Source organism: Hydrogenophaga sp. BPS33 (genome assembly GCF_009859475.1).
In the GTDB taxonomy this organism is placed as follows: Bacteria; Pseudomonadota; Gammaproteobacteria; order Burkholderiales; family Burkholderiaceae_C; genus Hydrogenophaga.
Genome location: NZ_CP044549.1, coordinates 1,268,883 through 1,288,670, shown reverse-complemented (window position 1 = coordinate 1,288,670; position 19,788 = coordinate 1,268,883). Strand labels below are relative to the sequence as shown.

The 19,788-nt window shown below is 68.0% G+C and carries 18 protein-coding genes; 4 read left to right on the top strand and 14 right to left on the bottom strand.

Features of this window, described 5'->3' with window-relative positions; translation table 11 throughout:
• Positions 1-57 precede the first annotated feature (57 nt).
• From F9K07_RS06070 to F9K07_RS06045, 6 genes are all read right to left on the bottom strand, one after another.
• On the bottom strand, positions 58-1,785 hold the full coding sequence (locus F9K07_RS06070; protein WP_159590368.1) for an alpha/beta fold hydrolase: 1,728 nt from the start codon (positions 1,783-1,785) through the stop codon (positions 58-60).
• A gap of 64 nt (positions 1,786-1,849) precedes the next feature.
• Positions 1,850-2,428, bottom strand: a complete 579-nt coding sequence (locus tag F9K07_RS06065; RefSeq protein WP_159590366.1) for a hypothetical protein — start codon at positions 2,426-2,428, stop codon at positions 1,850-1,852.
• A gap of 2 nt (positions 2,429-2,430) precedes the next feature.
• Positions 2,431-3,426, bottom strand: coding sequence for a Bug family tripartite tricarboxylate transporter substrate binding protein (locus tag F9K07_RS06060; RefSeq protein ID WP_159590364.1), 996 nt, complete (start codon positions 3,424-3,426; stop codon positions 2,431-2,433).
• Positions 3,427-3,470: 44 nt separating this feature from the next.
• Positions 3,471-3,899: a RidA family protein gene (locus F9K07_RS06055; protein WP_159590361.1), complete on the bottom strand. Its 429-nt coding sequence runs from the start codon at positions 3,897-3,899 to the stop codon at positions 3,471-3,473.
• An 8-nt stretch (positions 3,900-3,907) separates the two neighbouring features.
• Positions 3,908-5,497: a rhodanese-like domain-containing protein gene (locus F9K07_RS06050; RefSeq protein ID WP_159590359.1), complete on the bottom strand. Its 1,590-nt coding sequence runs from the start codon at positions 5,495-5,497 to the stop codon at positions 3,908-3,910.
• Between the two features lie 135 nt (positions 5,498-5,632).
• On the bottom strand, positions 5,633-6,592 hold the full coding sequence (locus F9K07_RS06045; RefSeq protein ID WP_159590357.1) for a LysR family transcriptional regulator: 960 nt from the start codon (positions 6,590-6,592) through the stop codon (positions 5,633-5,635).
• A 172-nt stretch (positions 6,593-6,764) separates the two neighbouring features.
• On the opposite strand from F9K07_RS06045, the gene F9K07_RS06040 reads away from it, so the two are divergent.
• Positions 6,765-7,817, top strand: a complete 1,053-nt coding sequence (locus F9K07_RS06040; RefSeq protein ID WP_159590355.1) for a porin — start codon at positions 6,765-6,767, stop codon at positions 7,815-7,817.
• The gene (locus F9K07_RS06035) at positions 7,807-9,453 is read left to right on the top strand and encodes an amidohydrolase (RefSeq protein ID WP_201451520.1); all 1,647 of its coding nucleotides are present in this window, start codon (positions 7,807-7,809) and stop codon (positions 9,451-9,453) included. Before F9K07_RS06040 ends, F9K07_RS06035 begins: the two co-directional genes overlap by 11 nt.
• Positions 9,454-9,508: 55 nt before the next feature.
• Here the strand turns inward: F9K07_RS06035 and F9K07_RS06030 are convergent, their stop codons facing one another.
• From F9K07_RS06030 to F9K07_RS05995, 8 genes are read right to left on the bottom strand one after another with little or no spacing between them, the layout of a single operon-like run.
• Positions 9,509-10,276, bottom strand: coding sequence for an enoyl-CoA hydratase/isomerase family protein (locus tag F9K07_RS06030; RefSeq protein WP_159590353.1), 768 nt, complete (start codon positions 10,274-10,276; stop codon positions 9,509-9,511).
• 34 nt (positions 10,277-10,310) lie between these two features.
• Positions 10,311-10,952 carry an SDR family NAD(P)-dependent oxidoreductase gene (locus F9K07_RS06025; RefSeq protein ID WP_159590351.1) on the bottom strand — a complete coding sequence of 214 codons (642 nt, stop codon included), beginning with the start codon at positions 10,950-10,952 and terminating at the stop codon, positions 10,311-10,313.
• A gap of 34 nt (positions 10,953-10,986) precedes the next feature.
• Positions 10,987-11,739 carry an SDR family NAD(P)-dependent oxidoreductase gene (locus F9K07_RS06020; RefSeq protein ID WP_201451519.1) on the bottom strand — a complete coding sequence of 251 codons (753 nt, stop codon included), beginning with the start codon at positions 11,737-11,739 and terminating at the stop codon, positions 10,987-10,989.
• A complete protein-coding gene (locus tag F9K07_RS06015) occupies positions 11,736-12,740 on the bottom strand; it encodes a Bug family tripartite tricarboxylate transporter substrate binding protein (RefSeq protein ID WP_159590349.1) in 1,005 nt (334 codons plus the stop codon). The genes F9K07_RS06020 and F9K07_RS06015 overlap by 4 nt, the downstream gene beginning before the upstream one ends.
• Before the next feature lie 55 nt (positions 12,741-12,795).
• Positions 12,796-13,797 (bottom strand): Bug family tripartite tricarboxylate transporter substrate binding protein, encoded by a 1,002-nt coding sequence (locus tag F9K07_RS06010; RefSeq protein WP_159590347.1) that lies wholly within the window; start codon positions 13,795-13,797, stop codon positions 12,796-12,798.
• Complete coding sequence (locus F9K07_RS06005; RefSeq protein ID WP_159590345.1) at positions 13,794-15,413, bottom strand: AMP-binding protein; 1,620 nt, start codon at positions 15,411-15,413, stop codon at positions 13,794-13,796. Before F9K07_RS06005 ends, F9K07_RS06010 begins: the two co-directional genes overlap by 4 nt.
• Complete coding sequence (locus F9K07_RS06000; RefSeq protein ID WP_159590343.1) at positions 15,410-16,597, bottom strand: acyl-CoA dehydrogenase family protein; 1,188 nt, start codon at positions 16,595-16,597, stop codon at positions 15,410-15,412. Before F9K07_RS06000 ends, F9K07_RS06005 begins: the two co-directional genes overlap by 4 nt.
• A gap of 12 nt (positions 16,598-16,609) precedes the next feature.
• A complete protein-coding gene (locus F9K07_RS05995; RefSeq protein ID WP_159590341.1) occupies positions 16,610-17,794 on the bottom strand; it encodes an acyl-CoA dehydrogenase family protein in 1,185 nt (394 codons plus the stop codon).
• Positions 17,795-18,039: 245 nt separating this feature from the next.
• Between F9K07_RS05995 and F9K07_RS05990 the strand changes: the two genes are divergently transcribed.
• Positions 18,040-18,930, top strand: a complete 891-nt coding sequence (locus tag F9K07_RS05990) for a TetR family transcriptional regulator (RefSeq protein ID WP_159590339.1) — start codon at positions 18,040-18,042, stop codon at positions 18,928-18,930.
• Positions 18,931-19,028: 98 nt separating this feature from the next.
• On the top strand, positions 19,029-19,787 hold the full coding sequence (locus tag F9K07_RS05985; RefSeq protein WP_159590337.1) for an SDR family NAD(P)-dependent oxidoreductase: 759 nt from the start codon (positions 19,029-19,031) through the stop codon (positions 19,785-19,787).
• Position 19,788: the final 1 nt, after the last annotated feature.

Here is a 19,788-nt window from a genome sequence, read left to right as displayed (position 1 = left end):
GCGCCTCCGTGCGGCGCACTGCGGTGCGAGCTTGCTTGGGGCGGCCCGGCGCTGCGCTCATGCCGCAACCGCTTCCTGCGCGACGGGCGCGAGGAAGGCGCGCACTTCGCGGGCCAGTGCGGCAGGCTGGTCGCCCCAGATGGTGTGGCCGCAGTCGCCGAACTCCACCAGCTCGGCGCGCGGGAACCAGCCCAGCAGCTTGAGCGCGTCGGGGCGCGACAGCACGTGCGATTCTTCTCCGCGCAAGATGAGCACGGGCGCCTGCGTGGCCTTGATGGCGGCCTCCTGGTTTTCGGTCAGCGCCACGAAGGTCTGCAGGATCGGCTCCAGCGCGTATTTCCATTCCAGCTGGCCATCGGCTTGGGCTTGCAGGTCACCTTCGAGGGTAAAGCGGTGCACGGCGTCGGAGAAGCGCTTGCGCTGCGGCATGCTGCGCGAGAACGCCAGGGCCTCGTCCGCATCGCGGAAGCGGCGCGGACGTGAGCGGTGCAGGGACACGTACTGGTCGATCGACGCTTGCTGGATCAGGCAGCTGGGATCGGACAGCGCGAGCTTGTCGACGCGCTGCGGATAACGCGCGGCGAACTCGATCGCCACCTGGGTGCCGAGCGAACTGCCGATCAGGCTGGCACGCGCCACGCCCAACGCATCCAGCACCGCCTCGACATCGGCCGCGTACTGGGCCAGCGAATAGCCCGTGGCCGGCTTGTCCGATCCGCCGTGGCCGCGCATGTCCAGCGCGATGACGCGCCACTGGTCTTGCAAGGCACTGCCCAGCGCGGTCCATGCGCTGGATTGCATGGAGGTGCCGTGCAGGCACAGCAGCACCGGTGCGTCGGCCGGGCCCCATTCGCGGGCCTGGAATTTCAAGCCGGGCGTCTGGATCTGGAGTGCGCGACCCGGCGTCGTGTCCGCCTCAGCGTGGCCAGTGGGCGCGGGCACGGCGGCGTCCAGCGCCTGCACGATGGCGTTGGCGGTGAACTCGGGGTTGTCGCCCCAGATCGAGTGGCCAGCGTTGGGCACGTCGGTGATCTGCACGCCCTGGAGTTCGCGCTTCAGGCGCTCGACCGTGGAGGCAACCAGCACGTCGCTGTCGGCACCGCGCAGGATGAGCGTGGGCGCGCGCACGGCACGCACCGAGTCCCACATGTCGCGCGCGGCACAGCGCAGGGTTTCAATGGCCGCGTCTTTCTCGTAGCGCCATTCCCAGGTGCCGTCGTCGAGCTGGCGCAGGTCGCCCTCCAGGGTGTCGCGGTGCACCTGGTCGGCAAAGCGCAGGCGCTGCGGCAAGGTCTTGGAGAACGCGACGGCGGCCTCGAAGTCGGGGAAGGTGCGCGGCCGGGTCACGTGGGCGTGCACCATGTGTTCGGACGCCTCGGTGGGCATTTCGAAACTGAGGTCGAGCAAGGCCAGTGCGCTGACGCGCTCCGGATGGCGCGCGGCATAGAGCAGCGCCACGCGGGAGCCGAGCGACGAACCCACGATGGAGAAGCGCTTGAGGCCCATGCGGTCGGCGAAGGCCTCAAGGTCGGCGCAGTAGTGTTCCACGCCGTACTGGCCAGGGCCCACGCGGTCGGAGTCGCCATGCGAGCGCTGGTCCAGGCCGATCAGGCGGTAGTGGGCAGGCAAGGCCTTGGCCAGCCAGTACCAGACCTTGCCGTGGAGCGAGGTGCCGTGCAATGCCACCACCGGGTGGCCGCCGTCGCCCCATTGTTCGTAGTGCAGGCGCAAGCCGTTGGCGTGTACGAAGCCGTCGCCGTGGTGGTCAAGAAGGGATGCGTTCATCGGGAAACCGTTGGATAAGAAAGGGTTGAGAGAAGAAGGAGAAAGCGGTTTTCAGAAGCCGTTGTCAGGCGACGTTCTGGATTGCGGGGAATGCGCGGCTTTCGCTGGTGAACGGGTCGAAGATCCGGCGCTCCTGCAAGTGGGCGAAGCCCTTGCCGTACAGGTGCAGGTGCAGTGCATCGCCCGGGCCCAGCACCTCGATGGCATGGATGTCCGAGGGGCCGAGCGCGAGCGCCCCATGGGCCGCGACGGTGATGTCCCCGAGGTGCCCCAGCGGCGCCGGGCCCGTGGCGTGCGGGCGGCGGTAGAGGCTGTTGCGCTCGGCGCCGCGCACCCCGGCGATCAGCGCCCAGGTGGTGTGGTCGTGCGGCGGCTGCGCGTGGCCGGGGTGCATGGCCACGGCATACATCGCGTAGCCGCCATCGGCGTCTTCGTGCAGGGTGTAGGCTTGCCAGCGTTTGCCCTCGGGGATGGGAAAGTCGCGGCTGTCCCACAGCGTGGCCTGCCCGGCCAGCGCCTGCAGGCAGGCCGCCGCGCACTGCGCCTGGGCGATGCCGGGCGCCGCGTCCGTGCCAATAAGGGCGCGCACGTTGGCCACGGTCGCCTGCACCGCCGCTTCGCGTTGTTGAGCCACCGGAGTCACGCTCACTCCACTTTCAGGTTGGCCGTTTTGGCGATGCGCTTCCACTCTTCGATCTCCTGCGCCAGCATGCGGCTGACGTCGGCGGGCGGCATGAAGAGCGGTGTGAAGCCCAGGGTTTGCACCTGCGCGCGGAACTCTGCTTGCGTCGAGAGGTTTTTGATCTCGCTGGTGAGGCGGTCCAGCATGTCTTGCGGCACACCGGCCGGGGCGAACAGGCCGATCCAGGTGCCTCTGGTGAACGGCACGCCTGCCTCGGACAAGGTGGGGATCTGTGGAAAGCTGTTGTGGCGGTTGGGCCCGGCGATGGCGAGGATGCGCAGCTTGCCGGACTGCACGTGCGGCGCGGCAGAGAATGCGTCCACCACCGCGAAGTCGAGCAGGCCCGCCATGGCGTCCGTGACCGCTGGCGCCGCACCCCGGTAGGGAATGTGCCGCATGGGAATGCCCAGCTCGGCCTTGAGCAACTCGCCCGTGAGGTGGCCAAAGGTGGCCTGGCCGCCGGAGCCAAAGGCGAGCTCGCCTTTTTTGCTGGCCAGGGTGCGCAGGTCTTTGACGTTCTGCGCCGGGCTGGCCGCGGGCACCGCGATCACCAACCCGCCCTGCGCGAACACGGCCACGGGCGCCAGGTCTTTCACCGCGTTGTAGGGCAGGTTGTTCACGGCGGGTTGCACCGACATGGTGGCGGCGATGCCCACCACCAGCGTGAGACCGTCCGCAGGGCTTTTCACGACCGACTGGATGCCGATCGTGCCGCCGGCACCGGCGCGGTTTTCCACGATGACGGTGGTGGCCAGGGGCCGCGTCAGCGAGTCCGCGAGAAAGCGACCGATGGAGTCGACGGACCCGCCCGGTGCCGTGGGAATGACCAGCTTGACCACCCGCGAGGCATAGGCGGGCTGCGCGCGCAGTGCGGGTGGCATGGCCGCCAGCGCGCTCCAGGCCGCGAGGCGGGTGCACAGCGCGCGGCGTGTGAGCGGAGATGCAACTTCACGTTTCATGTTCAGGACTCGCTTTCAAGGAAGGAAAAGATCGGCCGAAGAAATCAGCGGGCCACGGGTACAGCCGTGGATGCGGTGGGCAGCCAGGCTGCGGTGACCTCCACCTCCAGCTTGTAGGCGGCATTGAACAGGCGCGGCACCACGATGCCGGTGGACGCGGGACGGGCCGTGCCCAGGTGGCGTGCGCGCACGCGGGCATGCGCGGGCGCATCGGCCGGGTCCACCAGGTAGGTCACCACGCGGCAGATGTGCTGGTAGCCCAGGCCGGCTTCGGCCAGGGCCAGGCCGATGCGGTGCCACACCAGCTCGGCCTGTTCGTCGAACGACTCTGGAATGCTGCCGTCCTGGCGCAAGGGCGTCTGGCCTGAGAGCAGCAGCAACTGGCTGTGCAACGGAACGGCGAGCGCCTGCGAATAGGGCCCGAGGGGTGCGCCCAGCTCGGTGGGATTGAAGCAGTCGAAGGGGTAGGTCATGACAAGGTTTAGAGCACGTTGAAATGGACGCCGGGTTCGCCGGCAATGCGTTGCGTCAACCCGGTTTCCCAACTGATGTATGCGCGCATGGCAGCTTCCTGTTGCTCGGGCTCCACCTCATAGGGCGAGTACCAGACGTCGGTGGTCGGGCTGAGCAGGCGGGGCGCGCCGGTCTCCAGCGCCAGGCCTTGCGCGCGCCACGCGCCGGTGCCGCCGGTGAGCACGCGAACGTCGTGCCCGGCCGCCTGGGCATCGGCCGCCGCGAAGTGGGCCAGGGCCTCGTCGTGTGCGGTGAACACCAGCGTGGTGCCCGGCATCGGCAACGCGTTCAGGCTGGCGGGAAGAGCGGAACGCATGGAGTACCAAGCACCCGGGATGTGGCCGTGTCGGTATTCGATGCTGCTGCCGCAGTCGATCACGGCCACCGGCGAGCCATCGCGCAGCGCGGCCTCCAGCCAGGGCACCGTCACGCTCTGCACCGGTGCCGGCATCTGGAGCCACGCGGCATGGTCGGGCTGTGCGGGCAGCAACGCGGGCGCGGTGGACGGGTCCAGCACATCGGCTTGCCAACCCATCTGCCGCAGCCAGTGGGCGGTCATGGGCGCCTGGACCAGGTCGGTGTCGGTGAGCACGATGCGCGCATGGCGCACCGGGGCAAAGTGGTCCGTGCTTTGCACCAGCTCGCCGCCAGGCGCGTTGCGGGCCCCGGGCAACGCACCGCGCTGGTAGTCCGCGTTCAGGCGCACGTCGTAGAAATAGGTGGTGGCGTTCGGGTCGCTCTTGAGCGCCTGCAGCTGCGCCCAGTCGATCACGCGGCCACCCGTTCGCTCCAGCAGGGCCAGGGCACGCTGGCGGCCCCAGGCGATCTGCTCGGGCTTGCGTGCGGGCGCCAGCATGCGGGTCTTTCCATGGTCCAGCGCGAGGCCCTGCAGGTGCCAGCCCATGGTGCCGTTCTCCACCGCATACACCCGTGCCGCAATGCCAGCGTTGATCAGCGACTGCGCACCGATGATGCTGCGCGTGCGGCCCGCGCAGTTGACCAGCACCACACCGTTGCTGCCCAGGGCCTCTGGCACCCGCAGCAGCAGCTCGGCGCCAGGGCAGCTGTGCGCGCCCGGCAGGGAGAACTGCTGGAATTCCTGTGGCGTGCGGCTGTCCACCACCAGCAGATCGGGCGTCTGCGCCCACAGCGCCTGCAGTGCGGCCGTGTCCAGCTGCGGCGTGTGCTTGCGGGTCTCTACCACCTCGCCGAAGGCCTTGCTGGGCACGTACTTGCCGCTGAAGATGCCCAGGCCAGCGGCCTCGCCATCGGTGTGGAAGTTGTCCAGCGCGAACACTTGGGTATAGCCCGCCTTTGCCAGCAGATCGGCCGCCTGCGCGATGCGCGCCGCTGCGTCGTCCACCAGCACGACGCGGGTGCCGCGCCGTGGCACCCGCCAACCGCCGTCCAGCGCCAGCCGCGACAGGGGCAGCGATGCGGCCAGCAACAGATGTCCTTCGGTGTGCAAGCCCTCGTCACGGATGTCGAGAACCGCGATCTCGCCGCCGTCCAGCAGCATGTCCCGCAATTGAAAAGCACTGACTGAAATCACTGGCATGGCGTCGTTGAAATCTGTGAAAAGCTGCCCCGAAACCAGGGCATGCCCGCAGAATAAAACGAAGCTGGTGATTCAAGGTAATCTTATTTTTCTCCTACCCTATGCATTTTTTGGTTCAGTAGAAACCCGCCGATGTCAGACCGGCTCCGGCTCGGCCATCACCTGTTTCAGCGCCTGCAACAGCGCGTCGACCGCCGGTGGGTGCGTGGTGTCGCGCCGCACGGCCACCACGTGGGGCCCGATCGGGCTGCCCAGGGAAATCGGCATGGCGCGCAGCACGCCGCGCTTGGTGTAGGTCTGGGCCACGGAGCGCTGCATGAAGTTGAGAAAGCCGTAGTGCTCGATCAGCATCAGGTTGGTGACCAGGGAGGTGGTGGACTCCACCACGTTGGTGGGCAGGCGCCCGACCTGCGTGAGGAACAGGGCGCGCACATGGTCGTACAGCGGACCGCTGGTGTGTGGCAGCACCCAGGGCTCGTCAACCAGGTCGGCCAGCGTGAGCGATCGGGTGCGCGCCAGCCGGTGGTTGCGGCCCGCGACCAGCACGAAATCGTCGTCGAACAGCACCACCTGTTCGAGGTGTTCGGCGTCCACGCTGTTCGTCACCAGGCGGCAGAGCACCATGTCCAGGCTGCCCTCGCGCAGCTTGCTGATCAGCGGAAGCTGCGGGTGCTGCTCGACCGAGATGCGCATGCGGGGGAACTGCCGCTTGACCTCGCCAATGGCCATCGGCAGCACCCGAACGGCCGAGGACAACAACGCGCCCACGCGGACAAAACCGTGCGAGCCGGATCGCAGCGCCTGGATCTCGTCGTGCGCGCGCTGCACGTCGAACAGCACTTGGCGGGCATGCCGCACCAGCGCCTCGCCATAGACCGTGGGCGCCATGCCGCGGTGGGAGCGTTCGAACAACTGCACGCCGAAGGCCGACTCCAGTTCGGCCATGGCACGGGTGGCCGCCGGCTGCGTGAGGTTGGCCAGCGCAGCGGCCTTGCGCAAGGACAGGGAATCCCCGAGGGCGTCGAGCAAAACGAGCTGCCGGAACTTCAGGCGAAAGGGCAAGGTGGAAGCGCTGGGCGTCGGCAAGGTGGCCATGGTGTCCTTCCGGTGAACCGTTTATGTAATAGCTTTATGTCCAAATAATATTATTCCTGAATCGCCTTGAATCCCACAATGCCCAACACTTTCGGCAGGTGCCGTGGCGTTGCCCACCCGAGTGCCGAAAGCCATCAGGGACGGTCGACCAAATTTACGTGGGGTACTTCAAATGGGCAGCAAGTTAGGCATAGCAGTGGTGGGCGCGCTGGCGTGCGCGGTGTCCGGGCACGCGGTGGCGCAGGTCACGCTCTATGGGCAGGTGGATGCGTTCCTGGAGCAGGCCAACACCGGCAACGGGCAGCATCTGACCCGGGTCAGCTCGGGCGGTGCATCGGTGTCGCGCTGGGGCATGCGGGGCAGCGAAGATCTGGGCGGTGGGTTGAAGGCGAACTTCCGGCTGGAGTCGGGCTTCAACCTCGACGACGGCACCCTGCAGAACAGCCTGGCCTTCAGCCGCTGGGTGCACGTGGGCCTGTCCGGTCCGTGGGGCGCGGTCGATGCGGGGCGCATGTGGTCGCCGACCTTCGTGGTGGGCTTGCGTTCGGACGTGCTGGCGCGCAACCGCACCTCGCTGATCACCAACATGTTCCGAGGCGCGTCGACGCGCACCGGCACCTCGGGCTCGGTTCCCGGGTTCATGAGCAACTCTTTGCGCTACACCACACCGAACTTCAACGGCTTTTCGGGCGAGGCCATGCTGTCCCTGGGCGAAGCCGCCAACAACTCCAGCTCGGGCGACGGCGCCGGCTTCAACCTGCAGTACAGCTCGGGACCGCTGTACCTGGGCTATGGCTACCAGGCCCTCAAGAGCGGCAGTGCCGCCGCTCCCGTGGCAAACCCCACGACCGAGAAAACGCACATGCTCGGCGCGAGCTACAAGTGGTCGAGCGTCACGCTGTACGGCACGGTCAACAGCAACCGCTCGAACGCCGTGGGCTATCTGCGCAGCACCAACCTGCAGGCCTCGGTGGCCTGGAAAGTCCAGGGACCGCACACCGTGCTGGCGCAAGTCGCCCGCCGCAAGGTGTCGGACTCGCCCGTGGCCGCCACGGGCTGGCAAGTGGGCTACGACATGGACTTCTCCAAACGCACCAAGCTCTACGCGCGCTACGGCCGCGTGGACAACAAGGGCGGGTCGGTGATCACGCTGAACGGTGCGGCCCTCACAGGGCCGAACGCCGACCCCTCGTTCGTCGGCGTCGGGATCTCGCATGCGTTCTGAGCGCGCGCGCCGGGCCGGCGTCGCGGGCCTGCTGGCCATGGGCAGCACGCTCATGGCATTCAACGCCAGCGCTCAACCCGCCGGCCCCGCCACCAACGCCACCGCTGCGGCAGCCGCTGTGGACAACGCGCCGCTCAAGGCCCGCGTGGTGCAGGGTGTGCAACAGCGACAGAAGCTCGCGCAGGTCATCAACGACACCTTGTTCAGCTACGGCGAACTCGCCTTCCAGGAGGTGGAGAGCTCGCGCTACCTCACCGCCTTGCTGGAAGAACACGGCTTCACCGTGCAGCGGGGCGTCGCGGGCATGCCCACGGCCTGGGTGGCGCGCTGGGGCCAGGGCAAACCGGTGATCGCCCTGGGCAGCGACATCGATGCCCTGCCCCGCGCCTCGCAGAAGCCCGGTGTGGCCTACCGCGAACCGCTCGTGGCCGACGCCCCCGGGCATGGCGAGGGGCACAACTCCGGGCAGGCCGTCAACATCGTGGCGGCCCTGGCCCTGAAAGACCTGATGGAACGGGAAAAGCTGCCAGGCACGCTGGTGCTGTGGCCCGGCGTGGCCGAAGAGCTGCTGGCGGGCAAGCCCTTCATGGTGCGCGACGGCGTGTTCAACGGCGTGGATGTGGTTCTGTACAACCACGTCAGCAACAACCTGCGCACCATCTGGGGCCAGGCCGATGGCACGGGCATGGTGTCGGTGGAATACACCTTCAAGGGCCGCTCGGCGCACTCTGCGCTGTTGCCGTGGCGGGGTCGCAGCGCGCTGGACGCGGTGGAGCTGATGAACGCGGGCTGGAACTACCGGCGCGAACACCTGCGCCCGGAGCAACGGTCGCACTACGTGATCTCCAACGGCGGTGACCAGCCCAACGTGGTGCCGGACACGGCGTCCGTGTGGTACTTCCTGCGCGAGATGGATTTCGAGAACATCACGGAAAACGCCGCCATCAACCACCGGATCGCCGAGGCGGCGGCGGCCATGACGGACACCACCGTGAGCCGCACCATCGTGGGGGCGGCAGCGCCACGCCATTTCAACAAGCCCGTGGCCGAGGCGATGCAGCGCAACATCGAGCAGGTGGGTTTGCCCGCGTGGACGGCGGACGAGCAGACGTTCGCCAAGGCCGTGCAGACCCTGGTCAGCAGCAAGCCCGACGGTTTGAACCTGAAACACGCGGCGCTGTCGGCACCATCATCGCCGGCACGCAGCGGCGGCTCGGACGACATTGGCGACGTGTCCTGGGTCGTGCCCACCGTCACCTTGTACTACCCGTCCAACATTCCGAACGTTCCCAGCCACCACTGGGCCAGCGCGATCGCCATGGCCACGCCGATTGCGCACAAGGGCGTGGTGGCCGGCGCGAAGGTGACGGCCATGACCGCGGTGGACTTGTTGACCAACCCCGGGCTGGTGCAGCAAGCCGACCAGTACTTCAAGGGGGTGCAGCTCAAGGCGCAGCAATACGTGCCCCTGATCGGCAAGGACGACAAGCCCCAGGTGCGCATGAACCAGCAGACCATGGAGCGGTTCCGTCCGGAGATGCGCAAGCATTACTACGACGCGTCAAAGTTCGACACCTACCTGGAGCAACTGGGCGTGAAGTTTCCGCAGTTGGTGAAACCGGCGTCCAAAGAGTAGCGTCGGCGCGCGTGCGCTCAATCCCACCTTCCCCCAGCCGGGGAAGGTGCCCACCTCAACGCCCCTGGAACACCGGCGGGCGCTTCTCCGCGAATGCCCGCATCGCCTCGCGCGAATCCTCGGTCTGGCCCAGCTCGGCCGTCATGTTCTGCTCGAAACGGTAGCCGTCGCGCAGGGTCATGTTCTCGATCGTCGCGGCCGAATTCTTCGCCGTGCGGCTGGCCACCGGGCTCTTGGAGGCGATGCGCGTGGCCATCGCCATGGCGGTGGTCATGAGCTGGTCCAGCGGCACGCATTCTTCGACGATGCCGCGGCGGTACAGCTCGGGGCCGCTGATGCGGTCACCGGTGAGCATCATGCGGCGCGTGAGCGAATGGCCGCACACGCGCATGGCGTGGCGCCCGCCGCCCATCAGACCCACATCGACTTCGGGCAAGCCCAGTGACGCGTTCTCGGAACACATCAGGATGTCGCACGACACGGCGATGCCCAGGCCCGCGCCGAGCGCCGGCCCGTTGATGGCGGCGATCACCGGCTTCTTGCATTCGATGATGGAGTAGCTTAGCTCGCGCGCGCGGCGCGAATGGGCCCAGCGCTCGCCCGGCTCGAACACCTTGCCCGCGCGGCTCTTGATGTCGGCACCGGCGCAGAAGATCTTGCCGGAACCGGTGAGCACCACCACGCGCACATCGTCGCGGTCGCTCATCTGGTCGAAGGTGGCGATCATCTCTTCCATGAGCTCGGCCGACACGGCGTTCACCGGCGGCGCGTCCATGGTGACGGTGGCGACAAAGTTCTCGACGGTGAGTTTCAGGTATTGCATGGGTGTGTGCTCCTCGTTGGATGGATGGGGGATTTCAGTTCGTTGCAGTGACTGGGGGCCGGCGCGCTTCGCTCATGCGCAGCGAGGCCAGGCCGTCGATCACCAGGCATTGGCCGGTGATGCGGTTGTGCGGCGAGGCCAGCATGCCCACGGCATGCGCCACGGCCTCGCGGTTGTGGGGGGTGTCCTGACGCTCGTGTTCGAACTCGCTGGCGACCAGGTTCACGAAGAAGCCTTCGGGCTGCAGCTCCAGGGCCATGGAGCGCGTCATGGCCACCAGGCCCGCACTCGCCGCCATCTGGTGCACGCCGCCCCAGGCACCCTGGTGGCCGCGCGAGCCCACGTGCACGATGCGCGCGCCTTCGCGCAGGCGCGGCAGCGCGGCCTGGGCGGTGCGCACCACGCCGAGCAACTGCACGTCGACCGCGGCTTCGAAGGCGGCATCGTCGATGTCGTCGAACGCCACGTTGGCGCGCGCGGTCGGCGTGACCGTGACCAGCGCGTCGAAGGTCAAGTCCTTGAGCGCGGCTTGCAAGGCGGTCTCGTCGCCGCCGGGAATGGCCATCACGTCGTGGCCGTCGTGCTGCAGGCGCTGCAACACGGCGTCGGCCAGAGGCTCTTGCGCACCCACGAGCAACACGGTGCCTTGCGGGTGGTGAATGGGGGATGTGGGCATGGTCATCATGACTCGGTATGAAAAGCGGACAAGCTCACAGCGGTGGCATGCCCACGCTCTTGCCGCCATCGACAAACAGCACCTGGCCGTTGCACTGCGCCGCACGCGTTGACGCGAAGAAGGACACGGCATCGGCAATGGTCTGCGGGCTGGCCGCTGCGCCCGCCGGTTCGCGTTGCTCCAGGGCTCGCCGCATCTCGGGCGTGTAGCCCGCCAGCATGCGCGTGTCCACCATGCCCGGTGCCACCGCGTTGACGGTGATGCCACGCCAGCGCAGCTCGATCGACATGGCGCGCACCATGCCCACCACGGCGGCCTTGCTGGCCACGTAGTGCGCGGCGCCCGCGCCGCCGAGGTAACCGCGCGATGCAATCTGCACCACGCGCCCGCCCTCGGGCATGCGGCGCACCGCCTCTTGCGCCACGATGAAGCTGCCCAGCAGGTTCACGCCCAGCATGCTGCGCAGGCGCTCGGCGTCGAGCTCGCGAAACGGCAACATGGTGGACGCGATGCCGGCGTTGTTCACCACCACGTCGATGGTGGGTAGCGTGGCGAAGAGCGCCTTTACCTGCGCGCGGTTTTGCACGTCGAGCGCGGCGGCCTGCACGTTCAGGCCGAGGCCGCGCAAGCGCTCGGCTTCGGCCTGCACGACGTCGGCATCGCGGTCGGTGGCGAGCACCTGCAGGCCGTCGCGCGCGAGTTGTTCGGCGATGGCCAGGCCGATGCCGCGCGCGGCACCGGTGACGATGGCGTGGCGCGTGGCGCTTTCTGTTGTGCTACTCATCATTCGAGAACGATGTTGGCCTTGCGCATGATCTCGGCCCACTTGCTGCGCTCGGCTGCCACCATGCGGCCCAGGGCATCGGGTGTGCTGCCCACGGGCACCACGCCAACCGCCGCAATGCGCTCGCGCACGGCGGGCACTTCCAGCGCCTCGTTCACGAGCTTGCTCATGCGGTCCACGATCGCCTTGGGCGTGCCGGCGCGCATGGCGACGTAGTTGATGGCCGTGACGTCGTAACCCGCGAGCGTGGCGGCGATGGGCGCAATGTCTTCCGGGATGCCGGGCAGGCGTTTGGCCGACGACATGCCGATCGCCCGCAGCTTGCCCGACTGCACCTGCGGCAGTGCCGCCGCGCTGCTGACGAAGGTGGCGTGCACCTGGCTACCGATCACGCCCACCAGCGCGGGGCCTTCACCGGTGAAGGGCACCATGGTCATGTCGGTGCCGGCCAGCTGGTTGAAGTAGGCCCCCATGAGGTGGCCCTGGCCACCGATGCCGGCTGTGGCGTAGTTGATGGTGCCGGGCTTGGCCTTGGCCAGCGCCACCAGGTCGGCCACCGAGCGCACGTTGAGCTTGGGGTCGACCAACAGAATGTAGGTGGCGGCCACGGTCTGGCTCACCGGCGCAAAGTCGGCCATCGGGTCGTAGCGCACCGAGCGCGGCGCGAGGTACTGCGCGGCCGGCGTGCACCAGATCAGCGTGTAGCCATCGGCCGGCTGGTTGAGCGCGTAGCTCACGCCCACCGTGCCGGCACCACCGGGCTTGTTGTCGATGACCACCGGTTGGCCCAGGCGCTCGGCCAGCTCGTTGGAGAGGATGCGCGCCACCGCGTCGGAACCACCCCCGGGTGGGAACGGCACGACCAGGCGCAGCGGACGGTTGGGCCAGTGGGCGTCGGAGGCGAACGCGGCGGTGGGTGCGGCGATGCCGGCCACACCGGCCAGCGTGGCGAGCAGCGCATCGCGGCGACGCAGGCCTTGGGGTGGTGTCGGGGGAAGGGTCATCTTGTCTCTCTGGTTCTTGGTGTTCTGCCGGGTCCGGTGGTGTGAAAGCCGGTGGCTACTCGAGCACGATGTTGGCGCGCTTCAGGGTGTCGTGCACCTTCTTGCGCTCGGCCAGCACGCGGCGGCCCAACGCATCGGGCGTGCTGGAAACGGGCGATACGCCCAGGCCGACGATGCGTTCGCGCACGGCCGGCTGGGCCAGCACGGCCTGCACGGCCTGACTCATCTTGTCGACGATGGGCTGCGGCGTGCCGGTGCGTGCGGACATGTAGTTGATGGCGACGAGGTCGAAGCCGGGCACGGTGCCCGCCACGAACGGAATGTCGGTGGGCACGCCCTCCATGGCGCTGGCCGACGACACGCCGAGCGCGCGCACGCGGCCCGAGCTGACGTGAGGCAACGCACCCGCGCCACTGATGAAGGCGAACTGCACGTCGCCGCGCATGAGCGCCACCATGGCCGGGCCTTCACCGGCGTAGGGGATCTGCACCACGTCGCTGCCCGTGGCCAGCCCGAAGGACGCCGCCATGTAGTGGCCGAACGACCCGGTGCCAGCCGTGCCGTAGTTGAGGCTGCCGGGCTTGGCGCGCGCGGCCGCCACCAGGTCGGACACCTTGGTCCAGGGCTGCTGGTTGCCGACCACCAACAGGTAAGAAGCGGAGACCAGCAGGCTCACCGGCACCAGATCTTTCAAGGCGTCGTAGCGCACGCTGGGCGGCGCCATGATCTGCGCCGACGGCGTGCACCAGATGAAGGTGTAGCCATCGGCCGGTGCCTGCACACCCACCGCCACGCCCAGCGTGCCGGCCGCGCCGGCCTTGTTGTCCACCAGCACCGGCTGGCCGAGTTTTTCGGTCAGCGCTTGCGCGACGATGCGGCCCACGGTGTCGGAGCCGCCACCGGGCGCGGCGGGCACGATGAGGCGGATCGGCTTGTTGGGCCAGGTGTCGTCGGCGTGGGCGAGCGAGCTGCCCAACAAGGCCGTGCCACCCACACTGCCCCAGACGGCGGCGGGAATGGTTTTGAGAAGGGTGCGTCTTGCGGTGTTGTGGTTCATGTGGTCTCCAGAAGTTGTTCGGCCAGCGCGCGCGCGGCCTTGTAGTCACCCTTGCCGCTGTCGGCGCGGGGCAGTTGGTCCACGGCGAGGAAGTGCTTGGGCATCTTGTAGCCCGCGAGATGCGGCGCCAGGCCCGCGCGCAGGGCCTGCACATCGGGTGGCGTATCGGTGCGCAGCAGGGCCACGATGGCACTGCCCCAGCGCACGTCGGGCACGCCGACGACCAGCACGTCGTCCACCCCGGGCAGGCGCTTCAAGGCCTCTTCCACCTCTTCGACGTAGATCTTTTCGCCGCCCGAGTTGATGACCAGGCTGCCCCGGCCGAGCAACTGCATGGAACCGTCGGCATGGCGGCGCACGCGGTCACCGGGTACGGCATAGCGTTGGCCATCGATGGTGCGGAAGACCTCGGCGGTTTTCTTCGGATCGCCGAAGTAGCCCTCGGGCAAGGGCTCGCCGCGCGCCAGCCAGCCCTCGCCCTCCTGCCCTGCGGGCACGATGTGGCCGTCGTCCCCCACCATCACGGTGCGCGGGCCGGGTTCGAAGCGGCCGGTGGGCGTGGCGCGGTCTTGGGTGGTGATGGCGTAGCCCAGGCCGGCGGCTTCAGAAGCGCCGTAAATGTCGGCCAGCACCAGCCAGGGCATGTGGCGCAGCAGGCCCGCCTTGACCTCTTCGCTCCACATCAGGCCGGCCGAGCTGATCACCTTGAGCGACGACAGATCGTAGCGGCCCGGCTGTTCGTCGAGTGCGGCCAGCATGGGGCGCGCGAACACGTCGCCCACGATCAGCACACGCGAGGCTCGTTCGCGCTCGGCCAGTTGCCAGAGTTCGTGCGCATCGAAGCGCGCGCCGGCCAGCAACAAGGCAGTACCGCCGTTGAGCAACTCGGCCAGCGTGCTGCTGATGCCCGCACCGTGCATCAAGGGGCAGGCCGGCAGCACGCGACCGGGGTTGGCGTTGGCGGCCACCAGGTCGAGGTGCTCGCCCAGGTTGGCCGGGCGGCGCTGCACCAGCGGCGATTCGAGCTGGCAGGCGCGGTAGTGGTGACCGGGCCAGACCACGCCCTTGGGGCGGCCGGTGGTGCCGCCGGTGTAGAGCAGCAGCGGGTCGCGCTCTTCGCGCGTGGACGCATCGAGCGGGCTGGCATCGCCCTGCGCGGCCATGGTCTGGAACTGCGCGGTGGCTTGACCCAGGCCATCGCCGTCGAGGCAAATGCGCGAGCGCAGCGCGGGCAGGCGTTCGAGCAAGGCCGGCACCAGCGGCGCGAATTCCTGCTGGTACAGCAGCGCGGTGGCGCCCGCGTCTTCCAGCACGCCGGCCAGTTCGTCCACCGTGTAGCGGTAGTTCAGGTTGACGTGGATCAGGCGCGACTTGAGGCAGGCCACGAAGCCTTCGATGTAGCCCGGGTGGTTGCGCGAGAGAAAGCCCACGCGCTCACCGGCCGTGTGCCCTGTCGCGAGCAAGGCGCGCGCTGCGCGGTTGCTGCGCGCGTCGAGCTCGCCCCAGCGCACCACCGTGTCGCCGTGCACGATGGCGGGCCGGTCTTTCGGCACGCGCGCGGCGACACCGTCGAAGATGTTGGCGAGGTTCCAGCCGGTGGCAACCTGGGCCGTCATGCCACCTGCTCCACGCGTGCGGTGCTTGTGGATGAGGCCTGCGCCGGTGCCATCTCGTCCGACAGCGCAATGAAGCGATCGCGCTGGTGGTCGGCGTTGCCGAACGCGAGATCGATCATCGACAGGCGCTTGAGGTAATGGCTCACCGCCAGCTCGTCGCTGGTGCCCACGCCGCCGTGCAACTGCACCGCCTGGTGGCCCACGTACAAGCCACACTGGCCTACACGCGCCTTGGCCGCGGCGATGGCGCGCTGGCGCTGCGCGGGTTCTGCGTCCAGACTGCCCTGGGCGAGCAGCAGCATGGAGCGCGCTTCTTCGCAGGCAATCGTCATGTCCACCATGCGGTGTTGCAAGGCCTGGAAGCTGCCGATGGTGGTGCCGAACTGTTTGCGCACCTTGAGGTACTCCAGCGTCATTTCGCTCACCGCGTCCATCGCGCCGCAGGCTTCGGCCAGGCGCGCGGCAATGGCGTGGTCCACGGCGTCTTCCAGCAAGGCAAGGCCTGCGTGCAGCGGACCGATCAAGGCCGAGGCGGGCACCTCCACACCGTCGAGCTGCAGTTGGCCGATGTGCTGGTGGTCGGGGCTGCGGAAGTCGCTGCGCTGCAGGCCCGGTGCGTCGGCCGGCACCAGAAACAGCGAGATGCCGTCGCGCGCCTCTCCCGTTCCCTGCGTGCGCGCCGGCACGACGAACCACTGGGCACTGCTCGCATCGGGCACCCAGGCCTTGGCACCGTTGAGGCGGTAGCCCCCGTTCACCGGCACGGCCCGCGTGTGCACGCGGTTGAGGTGGAACCGGCCCGCGCTCTCGGCCAACGCGGTGGCGATGCGCCCGCTGCCATCGGCGATGCCTTCGAAAAGGCCGTGTTGGGTGCTGTTGCCCGCGCGGGCGAGCAGGCGCACGGCCATCACGCAGGTGCTCACGAAAGGTTCGCGCAGCAGGCCACGGCCCAGGCCTTCGGCCACGATCATGGTCTCTGCGATGGAAGCACCGTAGCCACCGTGCTCTTCCGGAATAGCCAGCGCCAGCCAGCCCATTTCGGCCATGCGCTTCCAGTTGGCTTCGTCGAAGGGCGCACCGGCGGCGGTGAGTTTGCGCCAGTCTTCAAAGCGGCCGTGTTCGCGCACGAAGCGCGCCACGCCATCGGCCAGCATCTGTTGTTCGGAGGTGTAGTGGTTGTGCATGGCGGGGTGGACTTACAGACCGAGCGCGCGGCGCGCGATGATGTTTCGCTGGATTTCGTTGGAGCCACCGTAGATGCTGGTGACGCGGCTGTGCAGGTAGGCCGACATGGGGCCCGACTGGTCCAGCGGCACGCTGCCGGGTGCACTGCCGGCGGGCGCGAAACGCGAGGCGTCGTAGCCCAGCGTCTCCACCCACAGCTGCGTGGTCTGCTGCAGCAGCTCGGACCAGCGCAGCTTGAGCATGGAGCCACGCGGCCCGGTGTCCACGCCGGCCACGTTGTCGGCCAGCATGCGCAGGCCCATTTGTTCGATGGCCAGCACCTCGATCTCCAGCTGCGCCAGCTTGGCGCGGAACACCGGGTTCTGGTAGAGGTTGCGGCTGCCGTCGCTGGCCTTGCGCGCCGCTTCGCGTACCTGCTCCAGCAGGCGCGAGAGGCGCGCACCCAGCGTGGCAGTGAGCGCGCGTTCGCGGTCCAGCAGCACCTTGCCGTAGCTCCAGCCACGCCCTTCTTCACCCACCAGCTGCGACACCGGCACGCGCACCGCGTCGAGAAAGACCTCGGTCACGTGGGCCTGCTCGTCCAACGTCTGGAAGGGGCGCACGGTGATGCCGGGCGTGTCCATGTCGATCAGCAGCAGCGAGATGCCGTCCTGCTTGCGCGACTCGTCGCTGGTGCGCACCAGGCAGAACATGCGGTTGGCTTCGTGCGCGTAGCTGGTCCACAGCTTCTGGCCGGTGACCACGTAATGGTCGCCATCGCGCACGGCGCGGGTGCGCAGGCCGGCCAGGTCGGACCCGGCCTGCGGCTCCGAATAGCCCTGGCACCACCAGTCCTGGCCCGAGAGGATGCCGGGCAGGTAGCGCGCCTTCTGCTCTTCGGTGCCGTACGTGAAGAGGATCGGCCCGATCAGCTCCAGGCCCTGGTGGAACTGGGGCGGCGCATCGGCCGCAGCGGTTTCCTGCTCGAAGATGTGGATCTGCACCGGCGACCAGCCCGTGCCGCCATGCTCTTTCGGCCAGGTGGGCGCGCCCCAGCCCTGGTGGAACAGGATGCCTTGCCACTGGCGAAAGCCTTCGGGCGTGGCGCGAAGGCCGGAGCGCACGCGCTGGCGCAGCGCATCGGACACGTTCTGTTCGCAGAAGCGGCGCACTTCCTGCCGGAAGGCCCGGTATTCCTCGTTCTGGTCTGGCGTCATGTAGATGGCATTACTTGCCGTGTGGCAGGTAAAATTGTCTCGTTTAAGAAGCTTGTGCTCTGGCGTTTGGCCCATGTCGAATCGGCTTTTACTTGCCGACCGGTAAATGATACTCCGGCAAATCCGTGAGCACAAGGCGCACCGCTTCTCACCTTTGGGTGACCCGCACTGGCCTGGGGCTGATGCGGGTAATCTCGGGGGTGTCTCGATTTCCGCTCTCCTCTCCTCACGACAAGGCTTTTCGCATGGCTCCTCGCGCCAAAACCCCCGACGCTTCGCTGTCTGCCAGCACACGCGAAGACCAACTGCTCGACATCGCGCGCCGGCTGTTCGCCAACCGCGGTTTCCACGCCACCTCGCTGCGCGACATCGCCGAGGAAGCCGACATCTCCAAGGCCGCGCTGTACTACCACTTCCCCAACAAGGACGAGCTCTACGAGCGCGTGGTGATCCAGTCGCTCGACGCGCTGGTGCAAATGGTCAGCGGTGACGTGGCGCGCGCCCACACACCGACCGAACGCGTGCGGGCCTTCATCCAGTCGTCCGCGCACTTTCTCGACCACCACCGCGAACACTGGCTGGCCGGTGCGAATGCGTTTCGCGAAGCCGGCCAGACCGAGCGCCGTGGCGTAGCCCTGCACCTGCGCGACAGCTATGAAAAACTGCTGCGCCGCTGCATTGCCGAGGGCATCGAGACGGGCGAATTCCGCAAGATGGACGCGGCCATGATCGCGCGCTTTTTGTTGTCGGCCCTGAACTACGTGACGCGCTGGCATTCGCCCGAAGGCAAGCTCAGCGTGTCGGAGGTGATGGACCAGTTTGTGGACATGGCCCTGCTCGGCATGACGACGCGATCGGACGCGGACATGCCGTTGCTGACGGCCTTGCCGATGGCGATGGTGGGTGCCAAACCGATCGCCAAGGCCACGCCCAAAACCGCGCTGAAAGCGGCCGCGAAGCCAGGCACGAAAGCGGTTTCAACACCGGCAACAAAAGCCGCGCCCAAGACGGCCATCAAGGCCCTTGCGAAGGTGGCCACAAAGCCCGCCACCACGGCCGCCGTCCACCGCGCTGCGGCCCGCCCAGACAAGCCCTCCACCACCCAGACCACGCGCAAGAAAGCGACCGTGGCCTGAGCCCAAAACGGCCCGCACAGGCCGTTTTTTTGGCGCACGCAACTTACCGGTCAGCCGGTAGATTTCATATCTTTTCAACCACCCTTCTGGAGACAAACATGGAACAGCGTTTGAAGAACAAGGTCGCCCTCGTCACCGGCGGCGCGCAAGGCATTGGTCGCGCCATCGCGCAGCGTTTTGCCGACATGGGCGCGGTGGTCGGCGTGCTCGACATCAAGCTCGACCGCGCCGAACAGGCCGCTGAAGACATCCGCGCCGGCGGCGGCCAAGCCCAGGCATTTGGCGGCAACGTGGCCCTGCGCGAAACTTTCACCGAGGCCGTGTCCGCGCTGGAACAGCAACACGGCCGGCTGGACGTGCTGGTCAACAACGCCATCTGGGTGCGCTACAGCCCGATCGACGCGATCACGCCCGAGATGCTGGAACGCATGACCGCCACCGGCTTCCACTCCATCGTCTGGGGCATCCAGGCGGCGGCACCGGCCATGGAGCGCTCGGGCGGTGGCTCCATCATCAACATCGCGTCGGCGGCCAGCTTTCTCGGCGTTCCGGGCGCGATGGTGTACTGCGGCGTGAAGGCCGGTGCGCTGGGCCTCACGCGCTCGGCGGCCGTGGACCTCGGCCCACGCAAGATCCGCGTGAACGCCATCGCACCGGGCTCCGTGCCCACCGAAGGCGTGCGCGTCAACGTGGATCCGGCCCTGGCCGCCAAGCGCATCGCCCGCGCACCTCTGGGCCGATTGGGCCACGTGGACGACATCGCCGCGGCCGCCGCGTTTCTCGCCACGAACGAGAGCAGCTTCATGACCGGCGAATCGCTGCTGGTCGACGGTGGTGTGACGCACGCGCTGCTCTGAG